This is a genomic window from Nocardioides insulae DSM 17944 (assembly GCF_000422825.1).
Lineage (GTDB): Bacteria > Actinomycetota > Actinomycetes > Propionibacteriales > Nocardioidaceae > Nocardioides > Nocardioides insulae.
The window spans coordinates 26,821-53,745 of the sequence record NZ_KE383930.1; the positions used below are offsets into that span (position 1 = coordinate 26,821).

Consider the following 26,925-nt stretch of genomic DNA (forward strand, 5'->3'; position numbering starts at 1 on the left):
CGGTCAGCTCGCTGGTTTCTCACCCTGCGGGGCGGCGACGACGAGGATCTGGCCGATCCGGCTCTCCCGACCGCCACCAGTCCGGCGAGCTCGGCCCGGGGCCGATAGACGTGGAACCGGTCAGGGGAGGTGGGGCGGCTCGGGGCGGCCGCGGACCCGGCGGTAGGCCTTCATCGCCTGACGCCCGGTGGTCGAGGTCTCCAAGCGGCGGACGATCTTCTCGCGCAGCCGGTAGGTGGGGCGCAGGTAGGCGCGGTGCAGTGCGTCCTGGGTCTCGTGGAGCTGGCCGGTGAGGCGCTCCTGCTCCTCGATCAGGCGCGCGTTCTCCAACAGCAGGGCCCGGATGGACTCGACCGCGGCACCGGCGACCTGACGCTCGCGGGGGTGGTCGGGGTCGGCGTAGCTGACCGGCGCGGCGCCGATCAGGTCGTCGACGTCCCCGATGACGTCGTACCCGCGCACCTTTATCTCGTCGACCCAGCTGCGGGAGAGCTCCTGGACCCAGTCGTGCAGATCCGGCGGCAGCGCCAGCCGCGGCGAGCCGCTGCGCTGGGAGAGGGTCTGGTGGGCCAGCAGTTCACGCACCAGGGGGCGGTAGAACCGCGGCTCGACCTGCTTGTTGGCCGCCTTGTTGATCCGGCGTACGAGCGCGGTCTCGGGCACCCCCATGGAGGGGTTGGAGCGTTCGGCGCCGAGTTCGAGGTCGAGGTCGCGCAGACCGAAGGCTCGCTCGAAGCGGTGCCACAGCTCGTCCTTGGCGCTGCCGTGCGCCGGCACCGTGATCAGATGGATGTGCTCGGGAGGCAGGTCGGCACCCCACCGGTGCAAGATGTCGGGGATCTCCTGGACGCCCCAGAACCACGATCCGATCCGGCTGTCCCGCTCGGGGTCGCGGATCTGCCCGAGGAACCTGGCGTAGGAGAGCGTGCTGCGGTGCTTGACGTTCTCCTGCCATTCGGCGGGCACCTGACGCACCAGGTCCCGCACGGAGAGCATCAGATGGATCTCGACGTCGGGATCGCCCAGTCCGAGCGATTCGAGCGCCCGACCCGCCTGCGAGCGCGAGGCGGTGGCGAGGATCTCGTGGCTGATGATGACGGTGGGCTGCTCGTAGATCGCGAACAGATCCCGCACCTGTCCGGCCAGTCGGTCCCATTCGCCGATGGCCTGGGCCTCGAGACCACCCCAGGGCATCCGCATCAGGTCGAGCGCGGCGAGGAAGTGCCCGTCGAAGCGTTCGGTCGGATAGTGCACGCCCTGGTCGGCGAGGCGTTGGCGGTTCCGGAAGAGGACGTCCTGGAGGTAGGACGTGCCGGTCTTCGGGGTGCCCACGTGCAGCAGCACCCGCTTGGTCACGTCTGGCTCCCTTCCTGTGAGCTACGGCTGGAGCGACCGTCGAGCAGCACCCGCAGAGCCAGCTCGAAGACCGAGGTCGGAGTCGGGCCGGCACCCGTGGTGAGACCGGCGCGCTCATCGGTCGGAGGGACCAGAACGTCGGGATCGCCGTGCACAGCGTAACCAGCGACGAGCAGACCATCACGTTGACGCCGCGCCGCGGTCTCCAGCCAGGCCAACTGATCGGAGGAGAACCCCGGCCGCTGGCCGCCGTAGGTCGCCAGCCGCGGGGCGAGGCCGCGGCGGAGCAGGTCCTCCCGGTGCGCCGGCGGAGCCAGCAGGCCCAGGACCGGCACCAGCCGCCGGGCGAGGTCGGCGGCGTCCACGGACACCCGGGGAGCCAGCGGCAGCGGGCGGTGGAGTCCCAGCACGCCCGGCACGAGACCCCGGTCGAGTACGACGTGGACCCGATCGTGTCCGACGCGTTCGGCCCACCAGCGTGCCCGGGCCAGCAGGTTCGCCCGGGGCGGCAACGCTCGGCGCCGCATCACGCCGGACATCCACTCCCCCCACGGCGCGACGCCATCGTCGAAGCAGCGCGCGGTCCAGGCGTCGGCGAGCATCCCGGGCAGATCGCGACCCACGAGCACCGCGATCGGCCGTCGTCCGCCCTGCGGCCGGCCACGGACGAGCAGATGGTCGCGCATCGGCGCGATCAGCCAGGGGTCACCGCCCAGGTAGGACCGGCGGCGCCACGGCCGCAACAGGCCCTGCTCGAGCGGGGGTACGTCGGCATTCGCGACGTCCTCGGCGAGCAGGCTGGTCGCCACCCGCATCAGTTCCTGCACCGGGAGCTCCTCGGGGTCGACCGGTGGCAGGCCGAACCCGGTGGCCGGGGCCGCCCCCAGCAGTTCGCGATCGGGGCGGCCGCGCCCGGGGGCGCTGGCGGCCAGGACGCGGCCGGCCAGGTCCGGGCCGGGGCGGCCCACCTCGTTGAGCCGACGCAGCAGTTCCAACTGCTGGGCGCCCGGCAGGTAGCGGCCCCGGTCCGACCCGTCGCCGCCGGTCCCGAGCCAGGTCCGCCACGGCGTGGTGCCGCCCTCCCGAAGGTGGGCCACCCATCCCCAGGCGCGGGCACGGGCGGGGTCGCTCGGGGACCCGGTGGGCAGGTGCGGGGCACTCATCGGCTCAGCTCCTTGATCCGGTGCCTCAACTTGGCGGCGAAGTGTCGATCCGGGTCGGGGCGTCGTTCGGCCTCGCGGGTCATCGCGGCCAGCGCGTCCAGGGCGGCTCCGAGCTGGATCCGCGCACCGGGACGGTCCGGGTCGAGGACCCGCGCATCGACAGGCTGGGGTGCCGGCCGCAGTTCGGCGGGGTCGCCGTGCACCCGGGCGCCGCTGCTGGCGATCCACTCGATCCAGCGTTCGGACTCCTCCTCGGCCCAGCCGCGCAGTCGTTCGGGCAGGGTGACCGGGAGGGGTTGGCGGCCGACCAGCTCACGCTCGGCAACCAGCTCCCGGATCAGGAAGTCGTAGCTGCCGATCTGGCCGCGGCGGTCCAGCCGGGTGTTCAGCCGACGCAGCAGGGACGCCTCGGCCGCACCGAGGGACGGGTTGGAACGCTGGGTCTCACGCCGGGCCCAGCTCGGGTCGAGGGCCAACGCCGTACAGAAGCGTCGCCACAGCACGTCGCCCTGTCGTTCCTGCGGGACCGTGACGACGTGCACCTGCTCTGCCGGGAGGCCGTCACCCCAGGCGGTGAGCACGCTGGGCAGGTCGAAGGTGCGGGCGAACCACCCCTTCCTCCGGCGCATCCGCCGGCAGAACGCGCGGTAGGTCCACGTCTGCCCCTGCTTGACGCTCTCCTGCCAGGCGGCCGGCACCTGCCGGCCGAGGTCGCGCGCGCTGTAGACGATGTGCAGCTCGGTGCCTGCCCCGACACCCAGGTCGGTCTTGGCCTTCTCGATGACCTCCGCGGAGGCGCCGGCGAACAACTCGTGGCTGATCACCACGCTGCCCTGCCGGCGGCGTACCTGTGCGCTGAGTTGGGCCCACTTGCCCGACGACTTCTCCCCCGGCCCGCTCCAGTCCTTGCCGAGCAGGTCGACGGCGGCCCGGAACTGGAACAGCGACGGGTCTCCCAGCGGAGACCCGGCCGGGTAGCGCACCCCGTGGCGCGCCAGAGCGAGCGTGTTGCGCGCCAGCCGATCCTGCAGGTAGGTGGTGCCCGTCTTCGGCGCACCCACATGCAGATAGACCACCCGTTCCATGCGCCCGATTCTGCCTGCCGCTGCGTCACCGCCGCTCATCGACGCCCGCACAGGGAGACCGCCGAAACGATCCGCGCGGCCGTGCGAGGACCGGCGCTCCGGTTCGTCCGGCCTGTTCAACCGCCTGACCATCCGTGCCAAGGTGGGGTGGTGCCCTTGACGCCGGACCCGATGGCGTACGCCGAGGTGCGGCGCGCCTACGACACCGTCGCCGCCGACTACGCCGCCTATCTGCCCGACACACGGGCCGAGGCGAGGCTTGACCTTGCGATGGTCGACGCCTTCGCAGACGCGGTGAGCACGGGCGAGGACCCCATCGTGCTCGACGCGGGGTGCGGGGCCGGCCGGCTGAGCAGGTACGTCGCCGACCGCGGCTGTCGGACGCAGGGGGTGGACCTCTCGCCGGGGATGATCGCGATGGCCCGACGCGACCATCCCGACCTCGGGTTCGCGGTGGGGTCGCTCACCGCCCTCCCGTTCGCACGTGACCGGTTCGCCGGCGTCCTGCTGTGGTATTCGATCATCCACACCCCGCCGTCCGGGCTGGCGCAGGTCTGTCGCGAGGCAGCCCGGGTGCTGCGACGGGGCGGTCACCTGCTGGTGGGGTTCCAGGCGGGCGTGGGGATCAGGGACGTGTCAGCGGCGTACCGCGGTTTCGGGCACGAGGTCCGCCTGGAGCGCTACTGCTACTCACCCGACACGGTGGCGGACCACCTCGAGGCCACCGGCCTGCGCGAGGTCTCCCGGCTGGTGCGACGCTCGCTGACCGCCCACGAGCGCGACGACCAGGCGATGCTGCTGGCCCGCCTCGGGTGAGCGACGGGGCACCGCTCACTCCCACTCGCGCAGCAGCCGGTGGGCGCGCAGCGCCGCCTCCAGGGCGACATCGAGGTCGTCCAGCTCGGTAGCGTCGTCGGCGTCGGGGCCGTCCGCTGCCGTCGCGGTCAGGCTGAGGGTGTGCAGGCGGCCCAGCAGGTCGTCGCGGGGCAGACCGCGCAGGGCGAAGAGCACCAGCGGATCCGTGTCGAGCAGCCACCCCACCTGGGTGCACACCGCCAGCGCGTGGGGGCAGGGGTCGGCCCAGTGGTCACAGGTGCAGACCGATCCGAGTTCGCCGCCGTAGGGGAGCAGCTCGGCCCCGAGCTCCTCGGCATGTTCGACCAGGTCGTGCGGCAGGTCGCCGGCCAACAGGGCGGCGATCCGACCGGGGGTCGCGGCCACCGCCTCGACCAGGGCGTCCAGGGAACGGTCGTCGAGCACCGGCACGGTGCCCGCGACGCTGAACAGTCCACCCGGATCCTCGACCGCGGCGACATAGCTCCCGGCGTCGAGGATGATGCCGCCCACCCTGCCGGCGCGGGCCAGGCGACGACCGGCGATCAGGTCACCCTGGTCGTAGGCGGCCTCCTCGACCGCGCGCTGCCAGGCCTTGGCCCACCACGTGGCCGGCTTGACGCTGCGGCGCGCGGACTGACGGGGGTGCGTGGTGGCCGGCACGTCAGTCGACCTCGAGGGTGACCAGGTCGCGCAGCTCGGCGTTGCTCAGCTCGGTGAGGGCCCCCTCGCCCGCGCCGAGGACGGCGTCGGCCAGGGCACGTTTGCGGGTCAGCAACTCTGCGATCCGGGTCTCGACCGTGCCCCGCGTGATCAGCCGGTGCACCTGGACCGGCCGGGTCTGCCCGATCCGGTAGGCCCGGTCGGTGGCCTGATCCTCCACCGCGGGGTTCCACCACCGGTCGACGTGGATCACGTGGTCGGCGCGGGTGAGGTTGAGCCCGGTGCCGCCCGCCTTGAGGGAGAGCAGGAAGACCGGCACCTCGCCCGCCTGGAACCGGGTCACCATCGCCTCCCGCTCCCGGACCGGGGTGCCGCCGTGCAGGAACTGGTGGGGCAGCCCGGCCGCGTGCCAGTGCCGCTCCAGCAGGCGGGCCATCGCGACGTACTGGGTGAAGACGAGTACGCCGCCGTCCTCGGCGAGGACGGTGGCGAGGAGTTCGTCGAGGAGGTCGAGCTTCTGCGACCGGCCGCCGATGCGACCGCCCGCCTGCTTGAGGAACTGGGCCGGGTGGTTGCAGATCTGCTTCAACCCGGTGAGCAGCATCAGCACCAGGCCGCGCCGAGTGGCCTCGTCGGCGCGCTCGATCCGCTCCATCGTGTCCCGCACGAACGCCTCGTAGAGCACGGTCTGCTCGCGGGTCAGCCGGAGCAGGTGGTCGGTCTCGGTCTTGCGCGGGAGCTCCGGGGCGATGCCGGGGTCGGACTTGCGCCGCCGCAGGAGGAAGGGCCGGATCAGTTCGGCGAACTGCCTGGCCACCGTGTCGATCCCCGCCTCCACCGGCGCCGCCCAGACCCGCCGGAACGCATTGCGGCTGCCCAGCAGCCCCGGCACGGTCCAGTCCAGGATCGACCACAGCTCGGTCAGGTCGTTCTCGACCGGCGTGCCGGTCAGCGCCACCCGCGCGCGGCTGGGGATGGTGCGCAGCATCCGTGCCGTCGCGGAGCGGGAGTTCTTGATGTGCTGCGCCTCGTCGGCGACCACCAACCCCCACGGCACCGCCGCCAGTCGGACGGCATCGCTGCGCATGGTGCCGTACGTCGTCAGCACGAAGCCGGCGTCGTACGGCGCTGGGGCCTCGGCCGGCCCGCTCGTTGCCGGGTCGTGCCCGGCTCCCACGGGCGGGGCGAGCCCGGTGAGATCCCGGACGGAGCCGTGGAACCGGCGGACGGGCACGCCGGGCGCGAACCGCTGGATCTCGGCCTCCCAGTTGCCCAGCAGGCTGGCCGGGCACACGACCAGGGTGGGGCCGCCGAGGCCGGTGTCGCGGCGGTGCAGGTGGAGTGCGATCAGGGTGATGGTCTTGCCGAGGCCCATGTCGTCGGCCAGGCACCCGCCGAGTCCCATCGCGGTGAGGTCGGCGAGCCAGCTGACTCCGTGCCGTTGGTAGTCCCGCAGGGTGGCGGCGAGCCCCGCCGGCTCGGGCAGCGGGTCGCCCGCGCCCGCGCCGAGCACCTGCTCGCGGAGCCTGCCGACCGAGGCACCGACGATGACCTCCTCGCGTTCCTCGCCGACCTGCACGACGCCGCTCAGCGCCGCGCCGAGCGCCTCGGCAGGCTTGACCGTGCGGAGCAGTCGCTTGCGGGCCTTGCGGGCGACGTCGGGGTGGACGACGGTCCAGGTGCCGCGCAGCTTGAGCAGCGGGGACGCGGCGGCGGCGAGCTGGTCCATCTCCTCCTCGGTGAGCGGCTCACCGTGCAGCGCGGCCTGCCAGCGGAAGGCGAACACCGCCTCAGGACCCAACAGACCGGTGTTGAGCGGTTCGACGTCCGCCCACGCGTCCGTGTCGCGACGCGGGGCCCGGTCGAGCACCGCCGAGGTGGTGAGGTCGCGCCCCAACGACCTGGGCCACATCACGTCGACGCCGCGCTCCTGCAGGGCGGCGACGCCGTCCTCGAGCAGCGAGGCGATCTCGTCGGACTCCAGCGTGATCTCGTCGGGGACCCGGAGATCCAGCAACCGGTCGAGCACCGGCCAGGCGTCGGCGGCCCCGCGAAGCAGCACCGCCACGTGCGTGCGCGCCCGCTCCCCGAAGCCGTGCTCCCGCGGATCGCCGGTCCACAGCAGGGCCGCGTCGGCGAGCCGCAGCGGATCGGTCTCGTCGTGCACCTGCAGGACCAGTCGCACCGACCCGCCGCGCAACTCCTCCTCGTCGGCCTCGACCCGGAGCGAGATCCGCACCAGCTGGGCGAGCTCGTCCCGCTCGATCCGGCTCCCGGACAGATGGCTCTCCACCCGCGCCTGGAGCCGGCCCACGAAGTCGTCGGTGCGGGTGTCCGCCGGCCGCGTCGACCCGGGGTGGGTACCGGGACGGCTCGCACGCGCCGATCCGCCCGCGCGGCGCGTCCCCCCCGACCTCGGCGGCACGTGTGGCATCGCGTCGACGACGGCGTCCAGCACGCCTCGCACCACTCCCTCGGCCGCCTCCGGCCCGAGCGCGTCGTACGCCCGTGCCTCGGCGAGCAGGCGCACCCGCTCGGCGTCCTCGCCCACGATCACCGGACGCCAGCCCTCGCCCTCGGGCCGGAACTTGCCCGCCGCCACCAACTGCAGGGCGAGCAGCACCGAGCCCGCCAGCAACCCGACCGAGGCGTGCGCATCAGCCCGATCGCGGGCCTTGGTCAGCACCGGGATCGCCGCCCGCATCGGCAGCGCGACACTGCGCCGGGCGTCGGTGAAGGTGATCGTGCCCTCCCGCGCCGACTCCGCCGGGGCGAGGCTGGCGGGGCCGGTGAGGGGCACGAAACTCATGCCGCGAAACTACCCGGGCCCACCGACCGTCCCGGCCCGGTGGGTGACTCGTCGCCCCGCCCCCGCTCGGCGGCTCGCTAGGCTCGCGGCATGAGCATCCTCGACACCCCCGTCGCCCGACTCGACGGCACCCCCGCCACGCTGGGCGAGATCACCGAAGGCAAGCCCGCCCTGCTCGTCAACGTCGCCAGCAAGTGCGGCCTCACCCCGCAGTACACCGGCCTCGAACAACTCCAGGAGACCTACGCCGAGCGCGGCTTCACCGTCGTCGGGCTCCCCTGCAACCAGTTCATGGGCCAGGAGCCGGGCAGCGCCGAGGAGATCCAGGAGTTCTGCTCCGCGACGTACGGCGTCACCTTCCCGCTCACCGAGAAGATCGACGTCAACGGCGAGGACCGCCACCCGATCTACCAGAGCCTGGTGCAGACCCCCGTCGACGGCGGCGACGCCGGCGACATCGCCTGGAACTTCGAGAAGTTCCTGATCCACGCCGACGGCAGCGTCGCGCACCGCTTCGGCCCGCGCACCGAGCCGCAGGACCCCGCCGTCGTCGGGGCCATCGAGAAGCTCCTGAACTGAGGCCGGCGCGGGTGTACTTTTCCCCGGTTAACCGGCGAAAAGTGCGCCCGCAGCCGCCACCTTCAACCGGGCCCCATGCGCGGTCAGGGTCGTCGTCCGGCCCGCCCGCACGCCGGCCGATCCTGGGGTGCCGTACGGCCGCGGATCACCGTCCTCCCCCCACCGAGTAATAGACATCACGGCCTCGACGGGCCCTGCTCGCCTGGTGTTAGACCAAAGTCGGCTGATTGGTCTTCTCGGCTGCCGTAACCTTGTGCGGTGCCAAAAGACATGACCCAGGAGCCACCCACCACCGGCTCTGACCGCCTCGACAAACGCGTCTTCCTCATCGCCGGAGTGGTGGTGCTGGGGTCGATCATGTCGATCCTCGACATCACCGTCGTCTCGGTCGCCCAGCAGAGCTTCCAGCAGGAGTTCGACGCCTCGGCCGCTGAAACCGCCTGGACGATGACCGGCTACACCCTCGCCCTGGCCGCGGTGATCCCGCTGACCGGGTGGGCGGCCGACCGGTTCGGGACCAAGCGCCTCTACCTGATCGCGATCGTGCTCTTCGCGCTCGGCTCCGCGCTGTGCGCCCTCGCCCAGGACCTCCCCCAGCTGGTCGCCTTCCGAGTGCTGCAGGGCCTCGGCGGCGGCATGCTGATGCCGCTGGGCATGACGATCCTTACCCGTGCCGCCGGCCCCGACCGGGTCGGCCGGGTGATGGCCGTGCTCGGCATCCCGATGCTGCTCGGCCCGATCTTCGGCCCGATCCTCGGCGGCTGGCTGATCGACATCGCCTCCTGGCACTGGATCTTCCTGATCAACCTGCCGATCGGCGTCGTCGCCCTCATCTACGCCTGGCTCGCGCTGCCCAAGGACGAGGTACATCCCTCGGAGAGCTTCGACTTCGTCGGCATGATCCTGCTCTCCCCGGGCCTGGCCCTGCTGCTCTACGGCATCTCGATGATCCCCGAGAACGGCACCTTCTTCACCCCGGAGAGCTGGGTTCCCTCGCTGATCGGTGCCGTCTTGGTGTTGGCCTTCGTCCCCTGGGCGCTGAGCAGCAAGAACGATCACCCGCTGATCGAGCTGCGCCTGTTCGAGAACAAGGAACTGACCGTCGCGGTCCTCACCATGGGCCTGTTCGCGATGGCCTTCTTCGGCGCCAGCCTGCTCTTCCCGCAGTACTTCCAGTTGGTCCGCGGCGAGGACGCACTGCACGCCGGCCTGCTGTTGGCCCCCCAGGGCCTCGGCGCGATGCTGACCATGCCGATCGGCGGCATGCTCGCCGACAAGATCGGCCCCGGCAAGGTGGTGCTCCCGGGCATCACCACGATCGTCATCGGCATGGGCATGTTCGCCACCCTGGACGACACCACGCCGTACTGGTTCCTGATGCTCTCCCTGTTCGTCATGGGTATGGGCATGGGCTGCACGATGATGCCGACCTTCTCGGCGGCCCTGTCCACCCTGCGCGATCACACCATCGCCCGCGGCTCCACCCTGATGAACATCATCCAGCAGGTCGCCGCCTCGGTCGGTACGGCGATCTTCACGGTGCTGCTGACCAACGGGTTCAAGGACTCCCCCAGCATCGGCACCGTGCAGGGCATCACCGAGGCGCTCGGCAACCCCGACGACGTCCAGGCCTATGCCCAGCAGAACCCGGAGCAGTTCGCCCAGGTGCTGCAGCAGTTCGGCGTCTCGCCGGACGAGTTCATGCAGCTCGCCGGTTCGGTGCTCCCGGACATGGCCGATGTCTTCGCCTCCACCTTCGTGGTGGCGGCCGCGATGGTGGCCTGCTGCCTGATCCCGGCGTTCTTCCTGCCCCGTAGCAAGAAGGAGCACGGCGCCGCCGCTCCCACCGTGCTGCACTGATCACCACCCGGGGGTCGAGTTCGCCCCCGGACCGTGCAGGCCGAGTTGGGCCTCGCGGACCGTCGAGTTGGGCCCCGTGGACGATCCACGGGGCCCAACTCGACCTCAGGGACCAACTCGACCTCGACTCGCTTCACCCGCGGAAGGACTCCACCCGATGAACCACCCCGAGCCCTGGACCGACCTGATCGCCCGCTGGGACGCCCAGCAGGGCGTCTACATCCCCCAGCGAGACGCGATGTACGAGGCGATGTTCGAGGCGCTGGCCCACCTCCGTCCGGCCGAGGAACTGGTGGTCCTCGACCTCGCCTGCGGCCCCGGAGCCATCAGCCGGCGCCTGCTCGACCGCTTCCCGGCGGCGCGTGCGGTGGCCGTCGACGTCGACCCCGTACTCCTCCGGCTGGGCCGCGGCGCGTACGGCGATGCGGACGGCCGGCTCCGCTGGGCCGGCGTCGACCTGCGCGATCCCGACTGGCCCCAGCGGCTCGGTCCCGACGGCGCGGCCGGGACCTTCGACGCCGTCCTCTCCAGCACCGCGCTGCACTGGCTCGACCCGGCCACCCTCGCGGCGACGTACCGGCGCTGCCACGAACTGCTCCGCCCCGACGGCGTCCTGCTCAACGCCGACTACCTGCCGCACCCGGCGGCCGGCCGACTGCGCGACCTCAGCGCAGCGATGGCCGATGAGCGTCAGGATCGGGCGGTCGCGACCGGCGCCGAGTCCTGGGATGCCTGGTGGGAAGCGGTCGCGGCCGAACCCGCGCTGGCCGAGGCACTCGACGAACGGTCCGCGCTGTGGCCGGAGGGCTCCCGGGACTGGACCGGTCCGACCCTCGCCTTCCACGAGACCGCCCTGCTGGAGGCCGGGTTCGCGGAGGCGGGCACCCTCTGGCAGGACCTCAACGAGCGGATCCTGGTCGCCCTGAAGTAGCCGCTCCGGCCCCTCCCCTGCGATCGTCCGGGAGGCCCAGGTCGACTGCCTGGAACGACCCACTCAATCGTCCACGAGGCCCAACTCAACGATCTACAAGGCCCAACTCGACTGCCCGGAACGACCCACTCAACCGTCCACGAGGCGCAACTCGACCCGGGGCCCGGTCGGTGCCGGGGTGAGGAGGGCGGGGCGTGGGTCAGCTCTCGGTGGCGAGGGCGAGTGGGTACGCCGCAGCAGCGCCCGCCTCGCGCAACGCACGGGCGGCGAGGGTCATCGTCCAGCCGGTGCTGACCAGGTCGTCGACGAGCAGGACCCGTCGACCGGTGAGTTCCTCGAGCCGCAGGTCGGTGCGCAGGGCGAACCGCCGGGTGATCGCGGCGACCCGGTGCGGCGAGTTGGTGGCGCCCTTGCCGGGCGGGATCGAGGGGTCGAGGATCGCCCAGCGGCCGAGGATCGGGACCTGGAGGTAGCGGGCGAGACCGGCGGCCAGATCGGTGGCGAGTGCCGGTCGGGTGGCGGACTCGACCAGCACGATCCCCTCCACCGGCGGCCGCCAGTCGCCGAGCACCTCGATGACCGCCCGCACCAGCGGCACCGGGACACCGTCATCGGGCCGGCCCTCGCGCAAGAGCTCGCGCAGGGCCTGACCGTGGCCGAGGTCGGAGAGCCGGGCCACCGCCCTCCCCTCCTCCGCTCCGTCCTTGATCCGCCCCTTGAGGTCGAGCCCGAGCTGGGCGAGCCCGGTGGGCCACATCTTCTTCGGCTCCAGCACCACGCCGGGCCGGTTGATCCGGGCACCGGCCTCCTCGACCGCCGCCGCCGAGACCTCGGTGCCCAGCGCGAGGCCACCGCAGTTGTCGCAGCGGCCGCAGTCGGTCGCCTCGGGGTCGTCGAGTTGATCGCGCAGGTAGCGCATCCGGCACTCGCCGGAGTCGAGGTAGGCGAGCATGGCGTCCTGCTCCCGACGACGGGCCTCGGCCACCCGGGCATAGCGCTCCTCGTCGTAGGACCAGGGCTCGCCGGTGACCTCCCAGCCGCCCTTGACCCGGCGGACCGCGCCGTCGACGTCGAGCACCTTGAGCATCATGTCGAGGCGGCTGCGGCTGAGGTCGACGTAGGTCTCCAACGCCTGGGTGGACAGCGGTCGACCCTCCTCGGCGAGCACCGACAGGGTCTGCCGGACCAGCGCCTCCCGCGGGAACGCGAGGGAGGCGAAGTAGGCCCAGATCTCGCGGTCCTCGATGCCCGGGAGAAGCACCACCGATGCGTCGCGGCCGGTGCCGCGGCCGGCCCGGCCGATCTGCTGGTAGTAGGCGACCGGTGAGCTGGGTGCGCCCAGGTTGACGACGAAGCCGAGCGGCGCGTCGAAGCCCATCCCGAGGGCACTGGTCGCCACCAGCGCCTTGACCCGCCCGTCGGCGAGCTGCTGCTCGAGGGCGTGCCGCTCGGTCGGCTCGGTGCGCCCGGAGTACGCCGCCACGTCGTGCCCGCGCGAGCGCAGGTAGTCGGCGACCTCCTGGGTGGCTGCGACGGTGAGGCAGTAGACGATGCCCGACCCGGGCTGCTCGGCGAGATGATCGGCGAGCCAGGCCAACCGCTGCTCGGGGGTGCGGAGACGGACCACGCCCAACCGCAGCGTCTCCCGGTCGAGGGAACCGCGCAGGACCAGCACCTCCCCCGCCACCGCATCCGTGCTGCCCAACTGCTCGGCCACGTCGGCGGTGACCCGGGCGTTGGCGGTCGCGGTGGTCGCGAGCACCGGGATGCCGTCGGGCAGGTCGCCGAGCAGGGTGCGGATCCGGCGGTAGTCGGGTCGGAAGTCGTGCCCCCAGTCGGAGATGCAGTGCGCCTCGTCGACCACCAGCAGCCCGCAGGTCGCGGCCAGTCGTGGCAGCACGGCGTCTCGGAAGCCGGGGTTGTTGAGCCGCTCCGGACTCACCAGCAGGACGTCGATCTCGCCGGCGTGGATGGACTCCTCGACCTGGCTCCACTCCTCGATGTTGGTGGAATTGATCGTGGCGGCGCGGATGCCGGCGCGCTCGGCCGCGGCGATCTGGTTGCGCATCAGGGCCAGCAGCGGGGAGACGATCACCGTCGGGCCGGCGCCCGCCCCACGCAGCAGCAGGGTGGCCACGAAGTAGACCGCCGACTTGCCCCAACCGGTGCGCTGCACGACGAGCGCCCGGCGCCGGTCCACCGCCAACGCCTCGATGGCTGCCCATTGGTCCTCCCGCAGGACGGCGTCCTCGCGCCCCACCAGCGCCCGAAGGTGGCGCTCGGCGTGCTCGCGTGCGGTGGCGGTGTCGGTGAGCGGTGACGCGGTCATGGGCTCTGTCTACCAGCGGCCCCCGACGGTTCCGATTCGTCCTCCGGCAGGGACCTCACACCCCGGGCGACCTCGTCGGGTGCGCACGCGCGGCGGGACCCACATCGACCGGCCCGATGCATCGTGCTGCCCGTGGACCGAAGCACCAGACGTTCCTCGGCCAGGGCGACCGGGTTTCGACGGTCCGGGCGAGTGTCGCCAGCGCCCCTCACCCCAGGATGCGGTCGAGATGGGGGTTGCGGAAGAGGCGCTCCGGGTCGAGCAGGTCACGCACCGCCCGGAAGTCGTCGAAGCGCGGGTAGAGCGGTGCGAGGTCGTCGGCGGTGAGGGTGTGCAGCTTGCCCCAATGCGGACGGCCGGCGTGATCGCGGGCGATCCGTTCGAAGGCGTCGAAGTACGCCGGCTGCACGCGTCGGTGGTACTGGTGCACCGCGACGTAGGCCGTGTCGCGTTGGTACGCCGTGGACAGCCACACGTCGTCCCCGGCCAGCACGCGCACCTCGACCGGGAAGGGCACCGCCACGTCGTGGTCCTCCACCCAGTCACGCAGCGCCCCGACCACGTCGGCGAGGGCGGCGCGCGGGACGGCGTACTCACACTCCACGAACCGCACCCGGCGAGGGGTGCAGAAGACCCGCCAGGAGCGGTCGACGTACTCCCGGTCGGAGAGTGCCCGCGAGCTCACCCGGGCGAGGCTGGGGATGGTGCGGGGGGCGCGCGCGCCGACCCGGTTGAGGAGCTCGAAGGCACCGTTGGCGAGCAGTTCGTCGTCCAGCCAGCCCCGCCAGCGCGGCAGCGGCGACACGGGCAGATCGGTCCGGTCGTTGCGCTTGGTCTGCACCCGAGAGGTGTGCGGGAACCAGTAGAACTCGAAGTGGTCGTGGGCCGCGGCCGCGCGGTGCGCCTCCCCCTCGAGCAGGTCCTCGAGCCGGCCCGAGCCCTCACGGGCATGGAGCAGGAACGCCGGTACGCACTGGAGTTCCACCTCGGTCACTACGCCGAGCGCCCCGAGCCCGACCTGCGCCGCCCAGAAGAAGTCGGCCTCCTCCTCCGCCGAACACCACAGCAGCGACCCGTCCGCGGTGGCCAGCCGCACCCCCGTCACCGCGGCGGCGACGCCGTGCCGCCGGGCGCCGGTGCCGTGAGTGCCGGTCGCCACCGCGCCGGCGATGGTCTGCCGGTCGATGTCGCCGAGGTTGGGCAGGGCCAGCCCGAGGTCCTCCAGGGCGGGGTTGAGCTCGTACAGCGGCGTACCGGCCAGCACCCGCACCCGCCTGGCGGGCAGGTCGACAGCGGTGATCCCGCGCATCCGGTCGAGGTCGAGGAGGACGCCGCTGGTCGCGGCGATCGCGGTGAAGGAATGGCCCGACCCCACCGCCTTCACGGTCCGCCCGTCCCGGCGGGCCCGGGCCAGCACCGCCAGCACCTCGGCGGCAGAGCTGGGCTCGGCCACCGCGCGAGGCAGACCCTGCTGGTTGCCGGCCCAGTTCTCCCACACCAGTCGGCTCACCCGAAGCACTGCCCCTCACCGCGGTAGGTCGGCACCGAGGCCGTCACCCTGCCCCCGGAGACCAGTTGGAACGTCGTGAACCGCTCGGCCAGCTCACCAGCCTTGGCGTGCCGGAACCAGACCCGGTCACCGAGCCGCAGTCCATCGGCGGGCCTCCCACGCAACGGCGTCTGCACCTCCCCGGTGCCCTCGGTGCGGATCAGCTTCAGGCCGGAGACCACGGTCGAGGGCACCCGGGACCAGCCGGGCGGGCCGGAGGCGACATAGCCGCCTGCGAAGGCGGTGACCAGCCCCGGCCCCGGACGTCGCACCACCGGCAGCGCGTACGCCGCGGCCGGCCGCGGCCGGAAGGCGCGGTAGCCGTCGAACAGGGTCGGCCCGTAGAGCCCCGACCCGGCGGCCAGTTCGGTGAGGGTGAGGTCCTCGTGGGTGACGTGCAGGCTGCCGGTGCCGCCGCCGTTGACGAACTCGAGGTCGGCCACCTCCCGCACCGCCGCGGTCACCTCGCTACGCCGCCGCATCAGGCTGGCGTGCGAGCGCGCCTTGACCAGCCGCACCGCCGGCGAGGAGTCGGGCAGCCCGGCGATCTGGGCGTCGTAGAACATCAGCCCGACCACGGCGAGTCCGGCCTTCCGGGCCGCCCGGGCGAGCGCGACGGCCTGCTCCGGTGTGCGCAGTGGCGAGCGGCGTACGCCGAGATGCAGCGGGCCGATCCGCAGCGAGGCGTCCACGTCGAGTGCCACCCGAAGCCCGGTGTACCCGGCGACGTTGCGCCGCAGGTGGTCCAGGTGCTCGGTGCTGTCGATGGCCAGGGTGATCTGGTCGGCGTACCGGCGATCCCCGGCAATGGTGGTCAGGGCGTCACGGTCGACGCTGGGGTAGGCGACGAAGACGTCGGTGAAGCCGTGGTCCACCAGCCACACGGCCTCCGCTGCGGCGTACGCCATCACCCCGGCGAAGCCGTCGCGGGCGAGCACGCGTTCGAGCAGAGATCGGCAGCGCACCGACTTCGAGGCCACTCGGATCGGCAGCCCGCCGGCCCGCGCGACCAGGTCGTCGGCGTTGGCGTCGAAGGCATCGAGGTCGACGGCGGCCAGCGGCGCGGTGAGTCCCGCCGTGGCTCGCTCCCAGGGCTGCGTCACCCAGCCGACTGTAACCAAGGCACCGCCTGTGCCGGGGAGTGAACCGTCCGGGATCACCCGGGACGGGCGCGAGCGTCGGTGGGTGCACGCGACCCCGGCGGCGAAACTTCGGGCCGGTGCTGCGCCGGTGCTGGGCCGGTGCTGGGCCGGTGAAGGGCCGGTGCTGGTCCGAGCAGGTGACCCCGTCGCGAGGACGGCGCCCGCAGCCGCAGAGGTCAGCAGCCCGACGTCAGCGGCACGGCCGCCAGCCGGTCGGGCGCCGGCGATCCCTCACCAGATCCGGACGCGGTCGGCGGGGTCGAGCCAGAGACCGTCACCGGGCCGGGTGCCGAAGACCTCGTGGAACTCGTCGAGGTTGCGCACGATGTTGGCGCGGAACTCCGAGGGACTGTGCGGGTCGATGGTGAGGAACTGCTGCTCCTGCTCGAGGCGCCGCTTGGTGCGCCAGCAGTAGGCCCAGTTCATGAACAGCCGGCGACGGTCCTCCGCGCTCGCCTCGCCGCCGCAGGCGATCACGTAGGCGGTGTGGCCGATGGTGAGGCCGCCGAGGTCCCCGATGTTCTCCCCCACGGTGAGCGCGCCGTTGACCCGCTCGCCGGGCAGGTTGCGCGGCTCGAACCCGTCGTACTGCTCGATCAGCGCCTTGGACTTGAGCTCGAAGGCGGCCTTGTCGTCGGGGGTCCACCAGTCGTTGAGATTGCCGGCCCCGTCGAACTGGGCACCCTGGTCATCGAAGCCGTGCCCGATCTCGTGGCCGATCACGGCGCCGATGCCGCCGTAGTTCTCCGCCGCGTCGGCGTCGGGGCTGAAGAAGGGGCGCTGCAGGATGCCGGCCGGGAAGCAGATCTCGTTGGTGCCGGGGTTGTAGTAGGCGTTGACCGTCTGCGGCAGCATGAACCACTCGTCGCGGTCGACCGGCGACCCGATCTTGTCGAGCTGCCGGTCGGTCTCGAAGGCGCTCGCCGCGAGGATGTTGCCCACCAGGTCGTCGGCGGAGAAGGAGAGAGCGGAGTAGTCGCGGAACTTCTCCGGGTAGCCGATCTTGGGGCGGAAGGTGGCCAGCTTGTCGTAGGCGCGCTGCTTGGTCTCCTCGGTCATCCAGTCGAGCTTCTCGATGGAGACGCGGTAGGCGGCCAGGAGGTTGGCGACCAACTCGTCCATCATCGCCTTCGAGCTCGGCGGGAAGTGGCGGGCGACGTATTCCCTACCGACGGCCTCGCCGATGGAACCCTCGACGAGGGAGACCCCGCGCTTCCACCTGGCGCGCAGCTCCGGGGTGCCGTTCAGGGTGCGGCCGTAGAAGTCGAAGTTGGTCTCGACCAGGTCGTCGGTGAGGTAGGCGGCCGTGGCGCGCAGCACGTGGCTGCTCAGCCAGGCCCGCCACTGCTCGACCGGTGTCTCGGCGAGCACCGTCTCCAGGTGTGCGAAGAACGACGGCTGCCGCACGCACACCTCGGACATCAGCTCCTCGGCCGTGTGCCGGGCGCCCGACAGGTTGGTCGCATAGGCGGACCAGTCGAAGGAGGGGCACAGCTCGACCAGCTCGGCCAGGGTGGTGAGGTTGTAGGTCTTCTGCACGTCGCGGGTCTCCGCCCGCTCCCAGTGGCCGGCCGCGATCTTCGTGTCGAGGGCCAGGACGGTGGCCGCCTCGGCGGCGGGGTCGGCGATCCCGCCCAACTCGAGCAGCCGGGTCAGGTACGCGACGTACTTGTCCCGGACCTCCGCGAACTTCTCCTCGCGGTAGTAGGACTCGTCGGGCAGGCCGAGCCCGCCCTGGACGAGGTTGAACAGGTAGCGGTCGGAGTCGCGGTCGTCGTTGTCGACGTAGGAGCCGAACAGGCCGTGCCCCCCGGTCCGCTCGAACTCCCCCAGGAACGCCGCCAGGTCCCGCACGTCGCGCAGCCCCGCGACCGCGTCCAGCAGCGGCCGCACCGGCTCCAGGCCGCGCGCGGCGATCGCCTCTGTGTCCATGAAGGAGGCGAACAGGTCGCCGATCTTCTGCGCCTCCGTGCCCGGCTCGGCGCCGGTGGCGGCCAACTCCTCGATGATCTCCCGGACCTGCTCCTCCGCCCGATCCGCAAGGACCACGAACGGGCCCCAACTGGACCGGTCGGACGGGATCTCGGTCTCACGCAGCCAGGTGCCGTTGAGATGGCCGAACAGGTCGTCCTGCGGCCGGATGCTGTCGTCCATGCCGGGACGGGCGTCATCGAGGATCGTCACGGGCCCGAGCGTACTTGCCACCCCTGACATCGTCAGGAGATCCACTCGGCCAACGCGCTCAGGTCGGGATCGTCCTCGTTGTTGTCCACCACGATCCGCTCCGCCCCGGTCCAGGCACACGTGGGCGCTCCGGCGCCCCGCCAGAACTCCTCCCAGTGCGCCAACTTCCAGGTGTCGCGGCCGTACCCGCGCTCGGCCACCCGTCGTCGGACGGTCTCGCCGTCAGTGGCGACCTGCACCACGACCCGCCTGGCCGGCGGCCAAGCCCACCGCTGCGCCGCCTCGCGGAGGTACTCCGGGTCGTCCAGGAAGCGTCCGAACGGGGCGTCGACGACCACGGACGTCCCGACCCGCAGGTTGTCACCCACGGCGCGCAACAGCGCGGCGTACTCCAGCGGAAGGACCTGGTCGCGGTAGTAGGCGTTGTTGTCCCGATCATGCGGATCGTGGCCGGCCGCGGCCAGCAGCCGCTCGGTGAACTCGCCCGCGATCGTGTCCTTGTCCAGGTACGCCGCCCGGGAGCGGCGGGCCAGCTCTCTGCTCACCCGGCTCTTACCCGACCCGGCCGGACCGATGACCAGGTGAACGGTGGGGCGGGTCTGCTCACTCATCCGGCGCACTCGTGGGCATCCGGACGAAGGCGCCGTAGGAGATCGCGCCCACCACGAGCAGGGCGCCACCGATCAGGAAGACCATCGTGTAGCTGCCGCCGGTGGCGTCGAGCAGGGCACCGGTGACCACGGGTGCGCAGGCGGCGCCGAGGAATCCACCGAAGTTCTGGATGGCCCCCAGCGAGGCGACCTGGTTGGGCGGAGCCACGTCGGAGGCCAGCGTCCAGATCACGCCGATCGGGACCTGCGAGAAGAAGTAGCCCAGGCAGAGCAGGACGATGTTCAGCACGGTGTTGTCGATGTAGGCGACCGGCAGCACCGAGAGGGCGGCCAGCAGGGCACCGCCGACGATCGGGATCTTCCGGGCCGACAGCACCGGGAGGCCACGCAGCACCAGCGATCGGGAGACCGAACCGCCCACCAGGACACCCAGGATGCCGCACAGGTAGGGCAGGGCAGCGACCCAGCCGGCCTCGGTCAGGGAGAACCCCCGGTCGTCCTCGAGGTAGCTCGGGAGCCAGGTGAGGTAGACCCACACGGTGTAGAAGATGCCGAAGGCGCCCACCACCATGAACCAGGTGTTCGGCACCCGCAACAGACTCAGCCAGACGCGGCCCGAGGACCCCTCGCTCGCGGCCTCACCCTCACGCTCCAGGGCGAGCTCGTCGGCGCCCTTGATCGCCATTTCCTCGTCCCGGGTGGGGTCGCGGTAACTCGCCAGCCACAGTGCCACGATGACCAGTCCGAGCACGCCGACGGTGATGAACATGCCGCGCCAGCCGAAGGCCACGATCAGGAAGGTCAGCAGCGGGGGCGCGATGGCGTTGGCGATCTGCGAGCCGGTGTTGATCAGGGAGATCGGGATCGATCGCTCGTCCTTGGCGAACCAGCGCTGCGAGACCTTCAGCCCGGAGGTGAAGAACGGCGACTCCGCGACGCCGAGCGCAACGCGGGCGGCGTACATGGGGCCGAAACTGCGGGTGAGCGCAGTGAGCACGGTGACGACCGACCAGGCACCTGCCGCCCATGCGTACATCCGCTTCGGACCGAAGCGGTCCACCAGATAGCCGGCGGGGAGGTTCGCGATCGCATAGGGCCACGAGAACGCCGACAGCAGCAGGCCCATCTGGGTGTTGGAGAGCCCGAGGTCCTCGGAGATGGTGGTGTTGCCCACGCTCAGGGTGCTGCGGTCCAGGTAGTTCACGATGCCGCCGAGGACGAGCAGCGCGACGAAGAGCCAGCGGGTGCGGCGCAGCGCGGAGGTGAGTCCGGTGCCGGTGGTGCGCGGCGGGTCCTGCACCGGGGTGACGGGGTTGCTCATGGTTCTCCAGAATTCGGCACGCCGACGGTGAGGCCGGCGCGATGGACGAATGGTCTCTCAGACCGCCCGGGCCTCGTCCAATCGAGCGAGGAACCGGGCCGCGGCCAGGGTGATGGGGGCGGGCTCGTAGTCGGGTCCACCGGCCTTGGTGATGGCACTGGCCATGCCGACCGCCGAGGCCCCGGCGGCCACCCACTGGCCGACGTTGTCGGGCGAGACACCGCCGGTGGGGCAGACGGGGATGTGGGCGAGCGGCGCCAGGATGGAGGAGAGGTACGCCGGACCGTGCACCTCGGCCGGGAAGAGCTTGACCAGATCCGCGCCGCTGCGCGCGCTGGCGAGCACCTCGCTGGGCGTGAAGGCGCCACCGAGGGCCGCGACGTCGGCCTCCCGGGCCGCCGCCATCACGTCGGGCGCGACGTGCGGGGTGACCAGGAGTCCGGCCCCGGAGTCGACCGAGCGCCGCGCGGCCTCCTCGTCGAGCACCGTTCCGGCCCCGACGAGCACGTCGTCCCCGAACTCCTTGCTCAGCCTGCTGATCGCGCCGAGGGCGTCCGGCACGGTCAGCGGGATCTCCAGGACCCGGATGCCGCCCTCCACCGCCGCGCGCGCGACGGTCTCGGCCGCGCCGGCCGACTCCATCCGGAGGATCAGCACGGCTCCCGCGTCGTGGATCAGGTCAACAGCGGCCTTCTTCGTGTGCACGCGGGGAAGATACACGATCGTTTCACACATATGAACATTCGGTGTTCATATGTGTGATCCCGAGCGGCGGGCGAGGTATCCTCCGTGCGCCGAGAGGAGCACCGTGTCCCCCCAGATCCCCGCCCAGCGCCGAGAGCGCCTGCTCAGTCTGCTCCGGCGCGACGGGGCGGCCTCCACCCGCGCATTGCAGGAGGCGCTCGGCGTCTCCCATATGACGGTGCGGCGCGACATCGCCCACCTCCAGGAAGAGGGCCTGGTCGAACCTGTGCCGGGCGGGGTTCGCCCGACCAGCGGCGCCGGACAGCAGCCGCCGTCCGCGCGGCGGCAGCGGGCCGGCCTGGAGGTCGCGCGCAAGGAGGCCATCGCCGCCCGAGCCGCGGCGCTGGTCCAGGACGGGATGGCCCTCTATCTCGACGCGGGCACCACCTGCGAGGCCCTCGTGCCCCACCTGGCCCGGCACCGGCGACTGACCGTGGTCACCAACGACTTCTGGTCCGCCATCGCGCTGCTCGAGCACCCCCATCTGGAGACGATCCACGTCGGGGGCCGGGTCGACACCGACAGCGCATCCTCCTGCGGCGCCCTCTCGATGAGCATCGCGCGCGCGATGCGCCTGGACCTGTTCTTCCTCAGCACCGGCGCCTGGAGCGTGGAGGGTGGCATCACCGCCCCGAGCGCGGACCGCCGTGCGCTCAAACAGCAGGTGCACGACTCGAGCACGGTCACGGCGCTCGTCGCCGACAGCACCAAGTACGGCGCACACGCGCCGTACCACGTCTTCGACCTGGACGAGATCGACGCGGTCATCACCGACGAGGACCTCGGTCCGGAGGCCAGGGCCCAACTCGCGGCGCGCGACCTGGCCCTGCACATCGCGGAGACCTGACCGGCAGATCCCCCGGCCGCACGATCAGCCGGGCTCGACGATGCGGGCCATCTCGAAGTGCATGGGGTCGGTGTACTGCCAGTCGCCACCCCAGGCGAAGCCCCACTTCTTGAACGTCGAGACGACCTGCGGGTGCATGTCCCCGGGGATGCCCCGGCCGTTGGTGCTGACGTTGATGTCCAGGGCCGTGCCGAAGGCGTGGTTGGACAGGGTGGTGGTGCCGGCGATGAAGCGCGGGTAGTAGCAGCCGGCGTAGTCGTCGGGCCGGATCTCGGAGGCCAACCCCAGGTCGACGATCTCCTGCAGGGCGGCACGCAACTGCGGCATCAGCGCCTTGTTGCAGGTGACCGATCCGAGGATCGGCACCTGCTCGGTGCTGATGTGGCTCGACACCCAGGCGGGATCGGGCGTGACGGCGCCACCGGAGACGGTGTAGGTGTAGTGCCCGACGGCGTCGGCCACCGAACCGACCACCACGGCGGTCTGGACGGCGTCGACGTCGAGCCCCTCGCGGGCGACCACGTCGAGCCGCTGGACCGAGACGCCGTCCCCCACCAGATCGGTGATCGGGGGAACCACCCGGTCGGGCGCCGTACGCATGGTGGAGATGAGCAGGGCGTTGCCCTCGGGCATGCCCATCTCCTCGCCCCAACGCGGGTTGACCGCGGCGTCCACGGCGCCCTCGATCTGGGGAGCGAAGGCGCCGACATGGAGCGACTCGGCGTCGTCGCCCGTACCCAACTGGACGAACCCTTCCCCGTCCACGGGCAGTGTCTTGCGGAGTTGGTCGCTCACCGCGACCTCGCCCCCCGCGACCCGGGTCCAGATCTCCTGGACGTCGGCGGAGGCCAGCGGGGTGAAGTTGCGGTACGTCGACGGCTCGGCCGCCACCACGGTGAGCATCTGCTCCTCCACCGCGAGCTGGGCGAGCGAGATCTGCTCGACCTGACTGACCCCCTTGGTGCGGGTGATCTGCTCGACCAGATCGTCCTCGATGGTGTCGGGTGAGGTGACCAGGATGTCGGCCGCGACCAGCCGGCCCGAGCGTGGTCCGGGCGGGTCGACCGCGTGGTCGGGGTCGGCCACGGTCGACGTGCTCGCGCCGGACGGGTCCGCAGCACCCGATGCACTGGTGGACGCGGAGGGCGACGTGGAGCCCGTCTGGGAGGTCGGGTCGGACGGTGAGGTGGAGGGTGTCGCCGAGGTCGTCGAAGGCGAGGTCGCCGGCGTCGAGGCGCCGTCCGCGGAGTCGCTGCCCGAGGAGGAACCGGCGCCTCCGCACCCGGCCATGGCCGCGACCACCGCCGTCATCGCCACGGCCGGCAGCCACCGCCGTGTGATCCGACTCGTCCTCGACAACGACATCGACCTCCCCCGGCGCACAGCGTAGACAGAGAGGTGATGAACCTGCGGATCCGCCCGCTCCACACACCGAATCCGGGGCATCGGGTCTCGGCTCGGTCTCAGGCGCTGAGCCGGGCGGCCCGGTACTGCTGCGGACTGACGCCGTGGACGCGCTTGAACGCGGCGCTCAACGAGAACGGCGTCGCGTAGCCCACCCGGTGGGCGATCGAGGCGACGGTGGCGTCCGAAGCACACAGCAGGTCGGCCGCCAGCGCCAACCGCCAGCCGGCGAGATAGGTCATCGGCGGCTCGCCCAGCAGTGCCGTGAACCGTCGGCCGAGTGCCGCCCGTGACACTCCCGCCTCAGCGGCTAGCTGGTCGACGGTCCACGCCCGTGCGACGTCCTTGTGCAGGAGGGACAGGGCCGCGCCAACGGCGGGGTCCTGATGCGCGCGGTACCAACCCGGCGCACGCTCCTCGCGTCCGGCGAACCAGGTACGCAGCGTCGAGATCAGGAGCACGTCGAGCAACCGGTCGAGCAGAGCCCTCTGGCCCGGCGCCTCGACGGGCAGCTGAGCGGCGATGACCTCGAGCAGCGAGGTCTCCGCCTCGTCGTTCCCGAGCAGCACGAGGTGCGGGAGTGCCGAGAGCAGTGGCCTGCTCGCCTCGCCCTCGCCCTCGTAGGTTCCGATCAGCAGCTCACACTCGCCGTCCGAGTGCCCCCAGGTTCGGATGCCCAGGGACCATTCGTCCCACAGTGCGCGACCGTCCTCCGCACTGGTGCAGCGTCCGCCGGGGAGAACCAACACGTCCGGCGGGAGGCCGGGCCGGTCCGCGACGGTGTAGTGGTCGGGGCCGCGGACCACCGCGACACTCCCCCGGCCCAGCCGCCGGGGCGTCGCGTCCTGCCCGGTCAACCACGCCTCGCCTCGAAGGACGGCGAGCACCGACAGCGGGGCTTCGTCCTCGACCCGGACGGACCACGGCGGGTCCAACAGGGCGCGCAGCATGAACGCCCCGCGGGCCCGAGGGCCGTCGAGCAGGGCGTCCAGCATGTCCACCTGATTCAGGGTAGTCGCGAGCATCGCCCACGGTCCCTACCGAGAGCGAGCCGCCCCGGCGGCGGAGAGGTGGCCCCGGACCACTCCGTCGCCGATGCTCGGTCGGGGATCAGGAGGCTGAGCCGGCCTGGAACAGTGCCCAGCACAGGGCGGCGAGCGAGCCGACCGAGGTCACCGTGCGGACGACGTTCCACGGCATCCACCGGTCCTCGAAGCGGGCACGGAGACCCGCGGCGTCCAGCATCGCGGGGGCGGACTCCTGGACCGCCCGGTTGAGCGGCAGGTGGATCACGACGGTGAGGCCGACGGTGAGGGCGATCAGCAACAGCGCGAGCGCCAGCCACGGCAGGGTTTCGCCGCCGTCGGGGAGGTGGAGCAGCAGTGCGGCCAGGGTCAAGACCGGACTCCCCAGGAACGTGACCCCCATCCAAGGGTTCGCTATCGCCAGGTCGATGCGCTGGAAGGCGGTCAGGAAGCCGCGATCATCGAGCGTCCTGAGCCCGGGCATCACCGAGTGGGCGAAGGAGAACACCAGACCCGCGACCATCCCGGTCGCTAGGACAGCGCCCAGGAGCGTCGCAGTGGCAAGAATCGTGGTCGCGCTCATTGTCACGATGCTCTCACTGCGAGCGAGCGTACGGCCATGGCACGCACGCTCGCCGACATACGCAGGGCGCTCACTCGTGGCGGTGATCCGCACTTCTACGTCAACGCACCACTCCGTCCCGCCGGCTCGACATCGGACCGGATCGACATCGGACCGGATCGACCCGGCACCGAGGTGAGGTCCGGTGCCGAGGCCGCAGGCGGGTGCCCGAGGAGGTCAGTCGCCGCCGCGGGGTGCAGGGACGGCGGTGATCGCGTCGACCGCGTCATCGGCCCGACGACCGCGCTCGGCCACCAGCACGCTCTCCACGATCCAGGCGAGATCGTCGGCGGTGGCCCTGGGGGACCCACTGGGTTGCATCACCTGGCTCAGCACGGTCCGCACCACCATGTCGATCAGAGCCTCGACCTGACGCTGGGTCAGCAACTCCTCATAGGAGACCACTCGCGCGCGGATCACCGCACGGCAGGCCTCGAGCAGCGGCTGCGCATGGGTGGTGAGGAACGGGAGCAGATCGGTGTCGGCACCGTGCGTGGCCGAGACGACGGCATGCAGCACCTGGTTGTCCTGGGCCCGCTCGAGCACTGCCCGGCAGGACTTGCGGACCGCCTTGGTGAGGTCGGTGGGGGAGGCATCGAAGGCTGCGGACACCACCGCCAAGAAGCGCTCCAACTCCACCGCGATCACCGTCTCGGCGAGCTGCGGCTTGGCTCCGATCTCGTTGTAGACCGTCTGCCGGCTCACGCCGACCCGCTCGGCGAGCCGCCCCATGGTCACCCGCGACCAGCCGACCTCCGCGATCAGTTCGCTGGTCGCGTCGACGAGTCGCTCCCTGAGCGCCTGGTGGTGCTCGACCTGGCTGAGGGTGGCCATGGACGCAGCCTAGGGCGTTTTCCGCAGCGACGGGGCCAGACCCGGCACGACCACGTCGAGCCCCGCTACCGTGCTTGGTGTGAGCGTCACTCTCCCCTTCGGCATCGACTTCGGCGGCACCGGCATCAAGGGGGCGCCGGTCGATCTCGACGCGGGTGGCTTCGCCGCCGAGCGGGTCCGCATCACCACGCCGCGTCCCTCGACGCCGGCGCGGATCGCCGAGGTGTTCGTCGAGCTGCTGAGTCACTTCCCCGACTCCACCGGGCCCGTCGGCGTGACCGTGCCCGGCGTGGTCCGCCACGGCGTGGTCCACTCCGCCGCCAACATCGACGACTCCTGGATCGGCACGGACGCCGATGCCGTCTTCACCGAGGCGACCGGCCGGGACGTCCACGTCGTCAACGACGCCGACGCCGCCGGCCTCGCCGAGGTGAGGTACGGCGCCGCCCGCGGACGTCGCGGGCTGGTCATCGTGACGACCCTCGGCACCGGCATCGGCTCCGCCCTCGTGTACGACGGCACCCTGGTGCCCAACTCCGAGCTCGGCCATCTCGAACTGCACGGGCAGGACGCCGAGCACCGCGCCGCCAACAGCGCCCGCCAGCGGGAGGACCTGTCCTGGGAGAAGTGGGCGCACCGGCTCACGAAGTACTACCGCCATCTCGAAACCCTGTTCTCCCCCGACCTGTTCGTGGTCGGTGGCGGGGTGAGCAAGGACGCCGCGGAGTTCCTCCCGCTGCTCGAGATCGACACCGAGATCGTTCCCGCCGTGCTGCGCAACAAGGCCGGCGTCGTCGGCGCCGCCCTCAATGCCGCCGAGGCCGCCGAAGCCGCCCGGGCCGCCGGGCACTGAGACCTCGCCCGAGGCGATTGGTACCTCGGCAGGCTCGGCCGGATGTCGACGCAGACCAGACGGGACAGCGTCACAGAAGGTACCGCTCGGACCCGGGGAGAGCGTGGATCCCGCCACACCGGGCGGCTGGTCGTGGGCTGAGCCAAGCCCAAGATTCTGCACTTTTGGAGGCGGAGTGCA

General features: G+C 71.7%; 23 protein-coding genes. 7 read left to right on the forward strand and 16 right to left on the reverse strand.

Annotated elements, in window-relative coordinates; genetic code table 11:
- Nucleotides 1-120 precede the first annotated feature (120 nt).
- From G515_RS0118455 to G515_RS0118465, 3 genes are read right to left on the reverse strand one after another with little or no spacing between them, the layout of a single operon-like run.
- Entirely contained in the window at nt 121-1,356 is a 1,236-nt protein-coding gene (locus G515_RS0118455; RefSeq protein WP_028661343.1) for a hypothetical protein, read from the reverse strand.
- The gene (locus tag G515_RS0118460) at nt 1,353-2,519 is read right to left on the reverse strand and encodes a hypothetical protein (protein WP_028661344.1); all 1,167 of its coding nucleotides are present in this window, start codon (nt 2,517-2,519) and stop codon (nt 1,353-1,355) included. The genes G515_RS0118455 and G515_RS0118460 overlap by 4 nt, the downstream gene beginning before the upstream one ends.
- Nucleotides 2,516-3,604 (reverse strand): hypothetical protein, encoded by a 1,089-nt coding sequence (locus tag G515_RS0118465; RefSeq protein ID WP_028661345.1) that lies wholly within the window; start codon nt 3,602-3,604, stop codon nt 2,516-2,518. The genes G515_RS0118460 and G515_RS0118465 overlap by 4 nt, the downstream gene beginning before the upstream one ends.
- Nucleotides 3,605-3,754: 150 nt before the next feature.
- Here G515_RS0118465 and G515_RS0118470 point away from each other — a divergent pair, with 150 nt between their 5' ends.
- Nucleotides 3,755-4,420 (forward strand): class I SAM-dependent methyltransferase, encoded by a 666-nt coding sequence (locus tag G515_RS0118470; RefSeq protein ID WP_211221092.1) that lies wholly within the window; start codon nt 3,755-3,757, stop codon nt 4,418-4,420.
- A 15-nt stretch (nt 4,421-4,435) separates the two neighbouring features.
- Here G515_RS0118470 and G515_RS0118475 read toward each other — a convergent pair whose 3' ends face one another.
- Nucleotides 4,436-5,101 (reverse strand): SWIM zinc finger family protein, encoded by a 666-nt coding sequence (locus G515_RS0118475; protein ID WP_028661347.1) that lies wholly within the window; start codon nt 5,099-5,101, stop codon nt 4,436-4,438.
- Between the two features lies 1 nt (nt 5,102).
- Nucleotides 5,103-7,910 carry a DEAD/DEAH box helicase gene (locus G515_RS0118480; protein ID WP_028661348.1) on the reverse strand — a complete coding sequence of 936 codons (2,808 nt, stop codon included), beginning with the start codon at nt 7,908-7,910 and terminating at the stop codon, nt 5,103-5,105.
- 90 nt (nt 7,911-8,000) lie between these two features.
- Here G515_RS0118480 and G515_RS0118485 point away from each other — a divergent pair, with 90 nt between their 5' ends.
- From G515_RS0118485 to G515_RS0118495, 3 genes are all read left to right on the forward strand, one after another.
- Entirely contained in the window at nt 8,001-8,489 is a 489-nt protein-coding gene (locus tag G515_RS0118485) for a glutathione peroxidase (RefSeq protein ID WP_028661349.1), read from the forward strand.
- Nucleotides 8,490-8,747: 258 nt separating this feature from the next.
- The gene (locus tag G515_RS0118490; protein ID WP_245565475.1) at nt 8,748-10,349 is read left to right on the forward strand and encodes a DHA2 family efflux MFS transporter permease subunit; all 1,602 of its coding nucleotides are present in this window, start codon (nt 8,748-8,750) and stop codon (nt 10,347-10,349) included.
- Between the two features lie 157 nt (nt 10,350-10,506).
- A complete protein-coding gene (locus G515_RS0118495; RefSeq protein ID WP_028661351.1) occupies nt 10,507-11,280 on the forward strand; it encodes a class I SAM-dependent methyltransferase in 774 nt (257 codons plus the stop codon).
- Between the two features lie 199 nt (nt 11,281-11,479).
- Here G515_RS0118495 and G515_RS0118500 read toward each other — a convergent pair whose 3' ends face one another.
- The 7 genes from G515_RS0118500 to G515_RS0118530 form a co-directional block, all read right to left on the reverse strand.
- Nucleotides 11,480-13,609, reverse strand: coding sequence for a RecQ family ATP-dependent DNA helicase (locus G515_RS0118500; protein WP_028661352.1), 2,130 nt, complete (start codon nt 13,607-13,609; stop codon nt 11,480-11,482).
- Between the two features lie 208 nt (nt 13,610-13,817).
- Entirely contained in the window at nt 13,818-15,119 is a 1,302-nt protein-coding gene (locus G515_RS0118505; RefSeq protein ID WP_028661353.1) for a D-arabinono-1,4-lactone oxidase, read from the reverse strand.
- Nucleotides 15,116-16,261: an amino acid deaminase/aldolase gene (locus tag G515_RS0118510; protein ID WP_028661354.1), complete on the reverse strand. Its 1,146-nt coding sequence runs from the start codon at nt 16,259-16,261 to the stop codon at nt 15,116-15,118. The genes G515_RS0118505 and G515_RS0118510 overlap by 4 nt, the downstream gene beginning before the upstream one ends.
- Nucleotides 16,262-16,531: 270 nt before the next feature.
- Nucleotides 16,532-18,484 carry a M13 family metallopeptidase gene (locus tag G515_RS0118515; RefSeq protein ID WP_028661355.1) on the reverse strand — a complete coding sequence of 651 codons (1,953 nt, stop codon included), beginning with the start codon at nt 18,482-18,484 and terminating at the stop codon, nt 16,532-16,534.
- A 32-nt stretch (nt 18,485-18,516) separates the two neighbouring features.
- Nucleotides 18,517-19,095: a P-loop nucleotide/nucleoside kinase family protein gene (locus G515_RS0118520; protein WP_028661356.1), complete on the reverse strand. Its 579-nt coding sequence runs from the start codon at nt 19,093-19,095 to the stop codon at nt 18,517-18,519.
- On the reverse strand, nt 19,088-20,416 hold the full coding sequence (locus tag G515_RS0118525; RefSeq protein ID WP_028661357.1) for an MFS transporter: 1,329 nt from the start codon (nt 20,414-20,416) through the stop codon (nt 19,088-19,090). Before G515_RS0118525 ends, G515_RS0118520 begins: the two co-directional genes overlap by 8 nt.
- 57 nt (nt 20,417-20,473) lie before the next feature.
- Entirely contained in the window at nt 20,474-21,121 is a 648-nt protein-coding gene (locus G515_RS0118530; RefSeq protein WP_028661358.1) for a bifunctional 4-hydroxy-2-oxoglutarate aldolase/2-dehydro-3-deoxy-phosphogluconate aldolase, read from the reverse strand.
- A gap of 103 nt (nt 21,122-21,224) precedes the next feature.
- Between G515_RS0118530 and G515_RS0118535 the strand changes: the two genes are divergently transcribed.
- Nucleotides 21,225-22,007, forward strand: coding sequence for a DeoR/GlpR family DNA-binding transcription regulator (locus tag G515_RS0118535; RefSeq protein WP_028661359.1), 783 nt, complete (start codon nt 21,225-21,227; stop codon nt 22,005-22,007).
- A gap of 24 nt (nt 22,008-22,031) precedes the next feature.
- On the opposite strand, the gene G515_RS22870 is transcribed toward G515_RS0118535, so the two are convergent.
- A complete protein-coding gene (locus tag G515_RS22870; protein WP_245565476.1) occupies nt 22,032-23,093 on the reverse strand; it encodes a M15 family metallopeptidase in 1,062 nt (353 codons plus the stop codon).
- 7 nt (nt 23,094-23,100) lie between these two features.
- On the opposite strand from G515_RS22870, the gene G515_RS23865 reads away from it, so the two are divergent.
- Nucleotides 23,101-23,397, forward strand: coding sequence for a hypothetical protein (locus tag G515_RS23865; RefSeq protein WP_245565477.1), 297 nt, complete (start codon nt 23,101-23,103; stop codon nt 23,395-23,397).
- A gap of 73 nt (nt 23,398-23,470) precedes the next feature.
- On the opposite strand, the gene G515_RS0118550 is transcribed toward G515_RS23865, so the two are convergent.
- The 3 genes from G515_RS0118550 to G515_RS22340 all read right to left on the reverse strand — a co-directional run bounded on the left by G515_RS0118550 (nt 23,471) and on the right by G515_RS22340 (nt 25,892).
- Entirely contained in the window at nt 23,471-24,406 is a 936-nt protein-coding gene (locus tag G515_RS0118550) for an AraC family transcriptional regulator (RefSeq protein ID WP_245565479.1), read from the reverse strand.
- A 115-nt stretch (nt 24,407-24,521) separates the two neighbouring features.
- A complete protein-coding gene (locus G515_RS0118555; RefSeq protein ID WP_028661361.1) occupies nt 24,522-25,019 on the reverse strand; it encodes an anthrone oxygenase family protein in 498 nt (165 codons plus the stop codon).
- A 216-nt stretch (nt 25,020-25,235) separates the two neighbouring features.
- A complete protein-coding gene (locus G515_RS22340) occupies nt 25,236-25,892 on the reverse strand; it encodes a TetR/AcrR family transcriptional regulator (protein WP_084653740.1) in 657 nt (218 codons plus the stop codon).
- Between the two features lie 79 nt (nt 25,893-25,971).
- Between G515_RS22340 and ppgK the strand changes: the two genes are divergently transcribed.
- The gene (ppgK, locus tag G515_RS22345) at nt 25,972-26,745 is read left to right on the forward strand and encodes a polyphosphate--glucose phosphotransferase (RefSeq protein WP_036556357.1); all 774 of its coding nucleotides are present in this window, start codon (nt 25,972-25,974) and stop codon (nt 26,743-26,745) included.
- Nucleotides 26,746-26,925 lie beyond the last annotated feature (180 nt).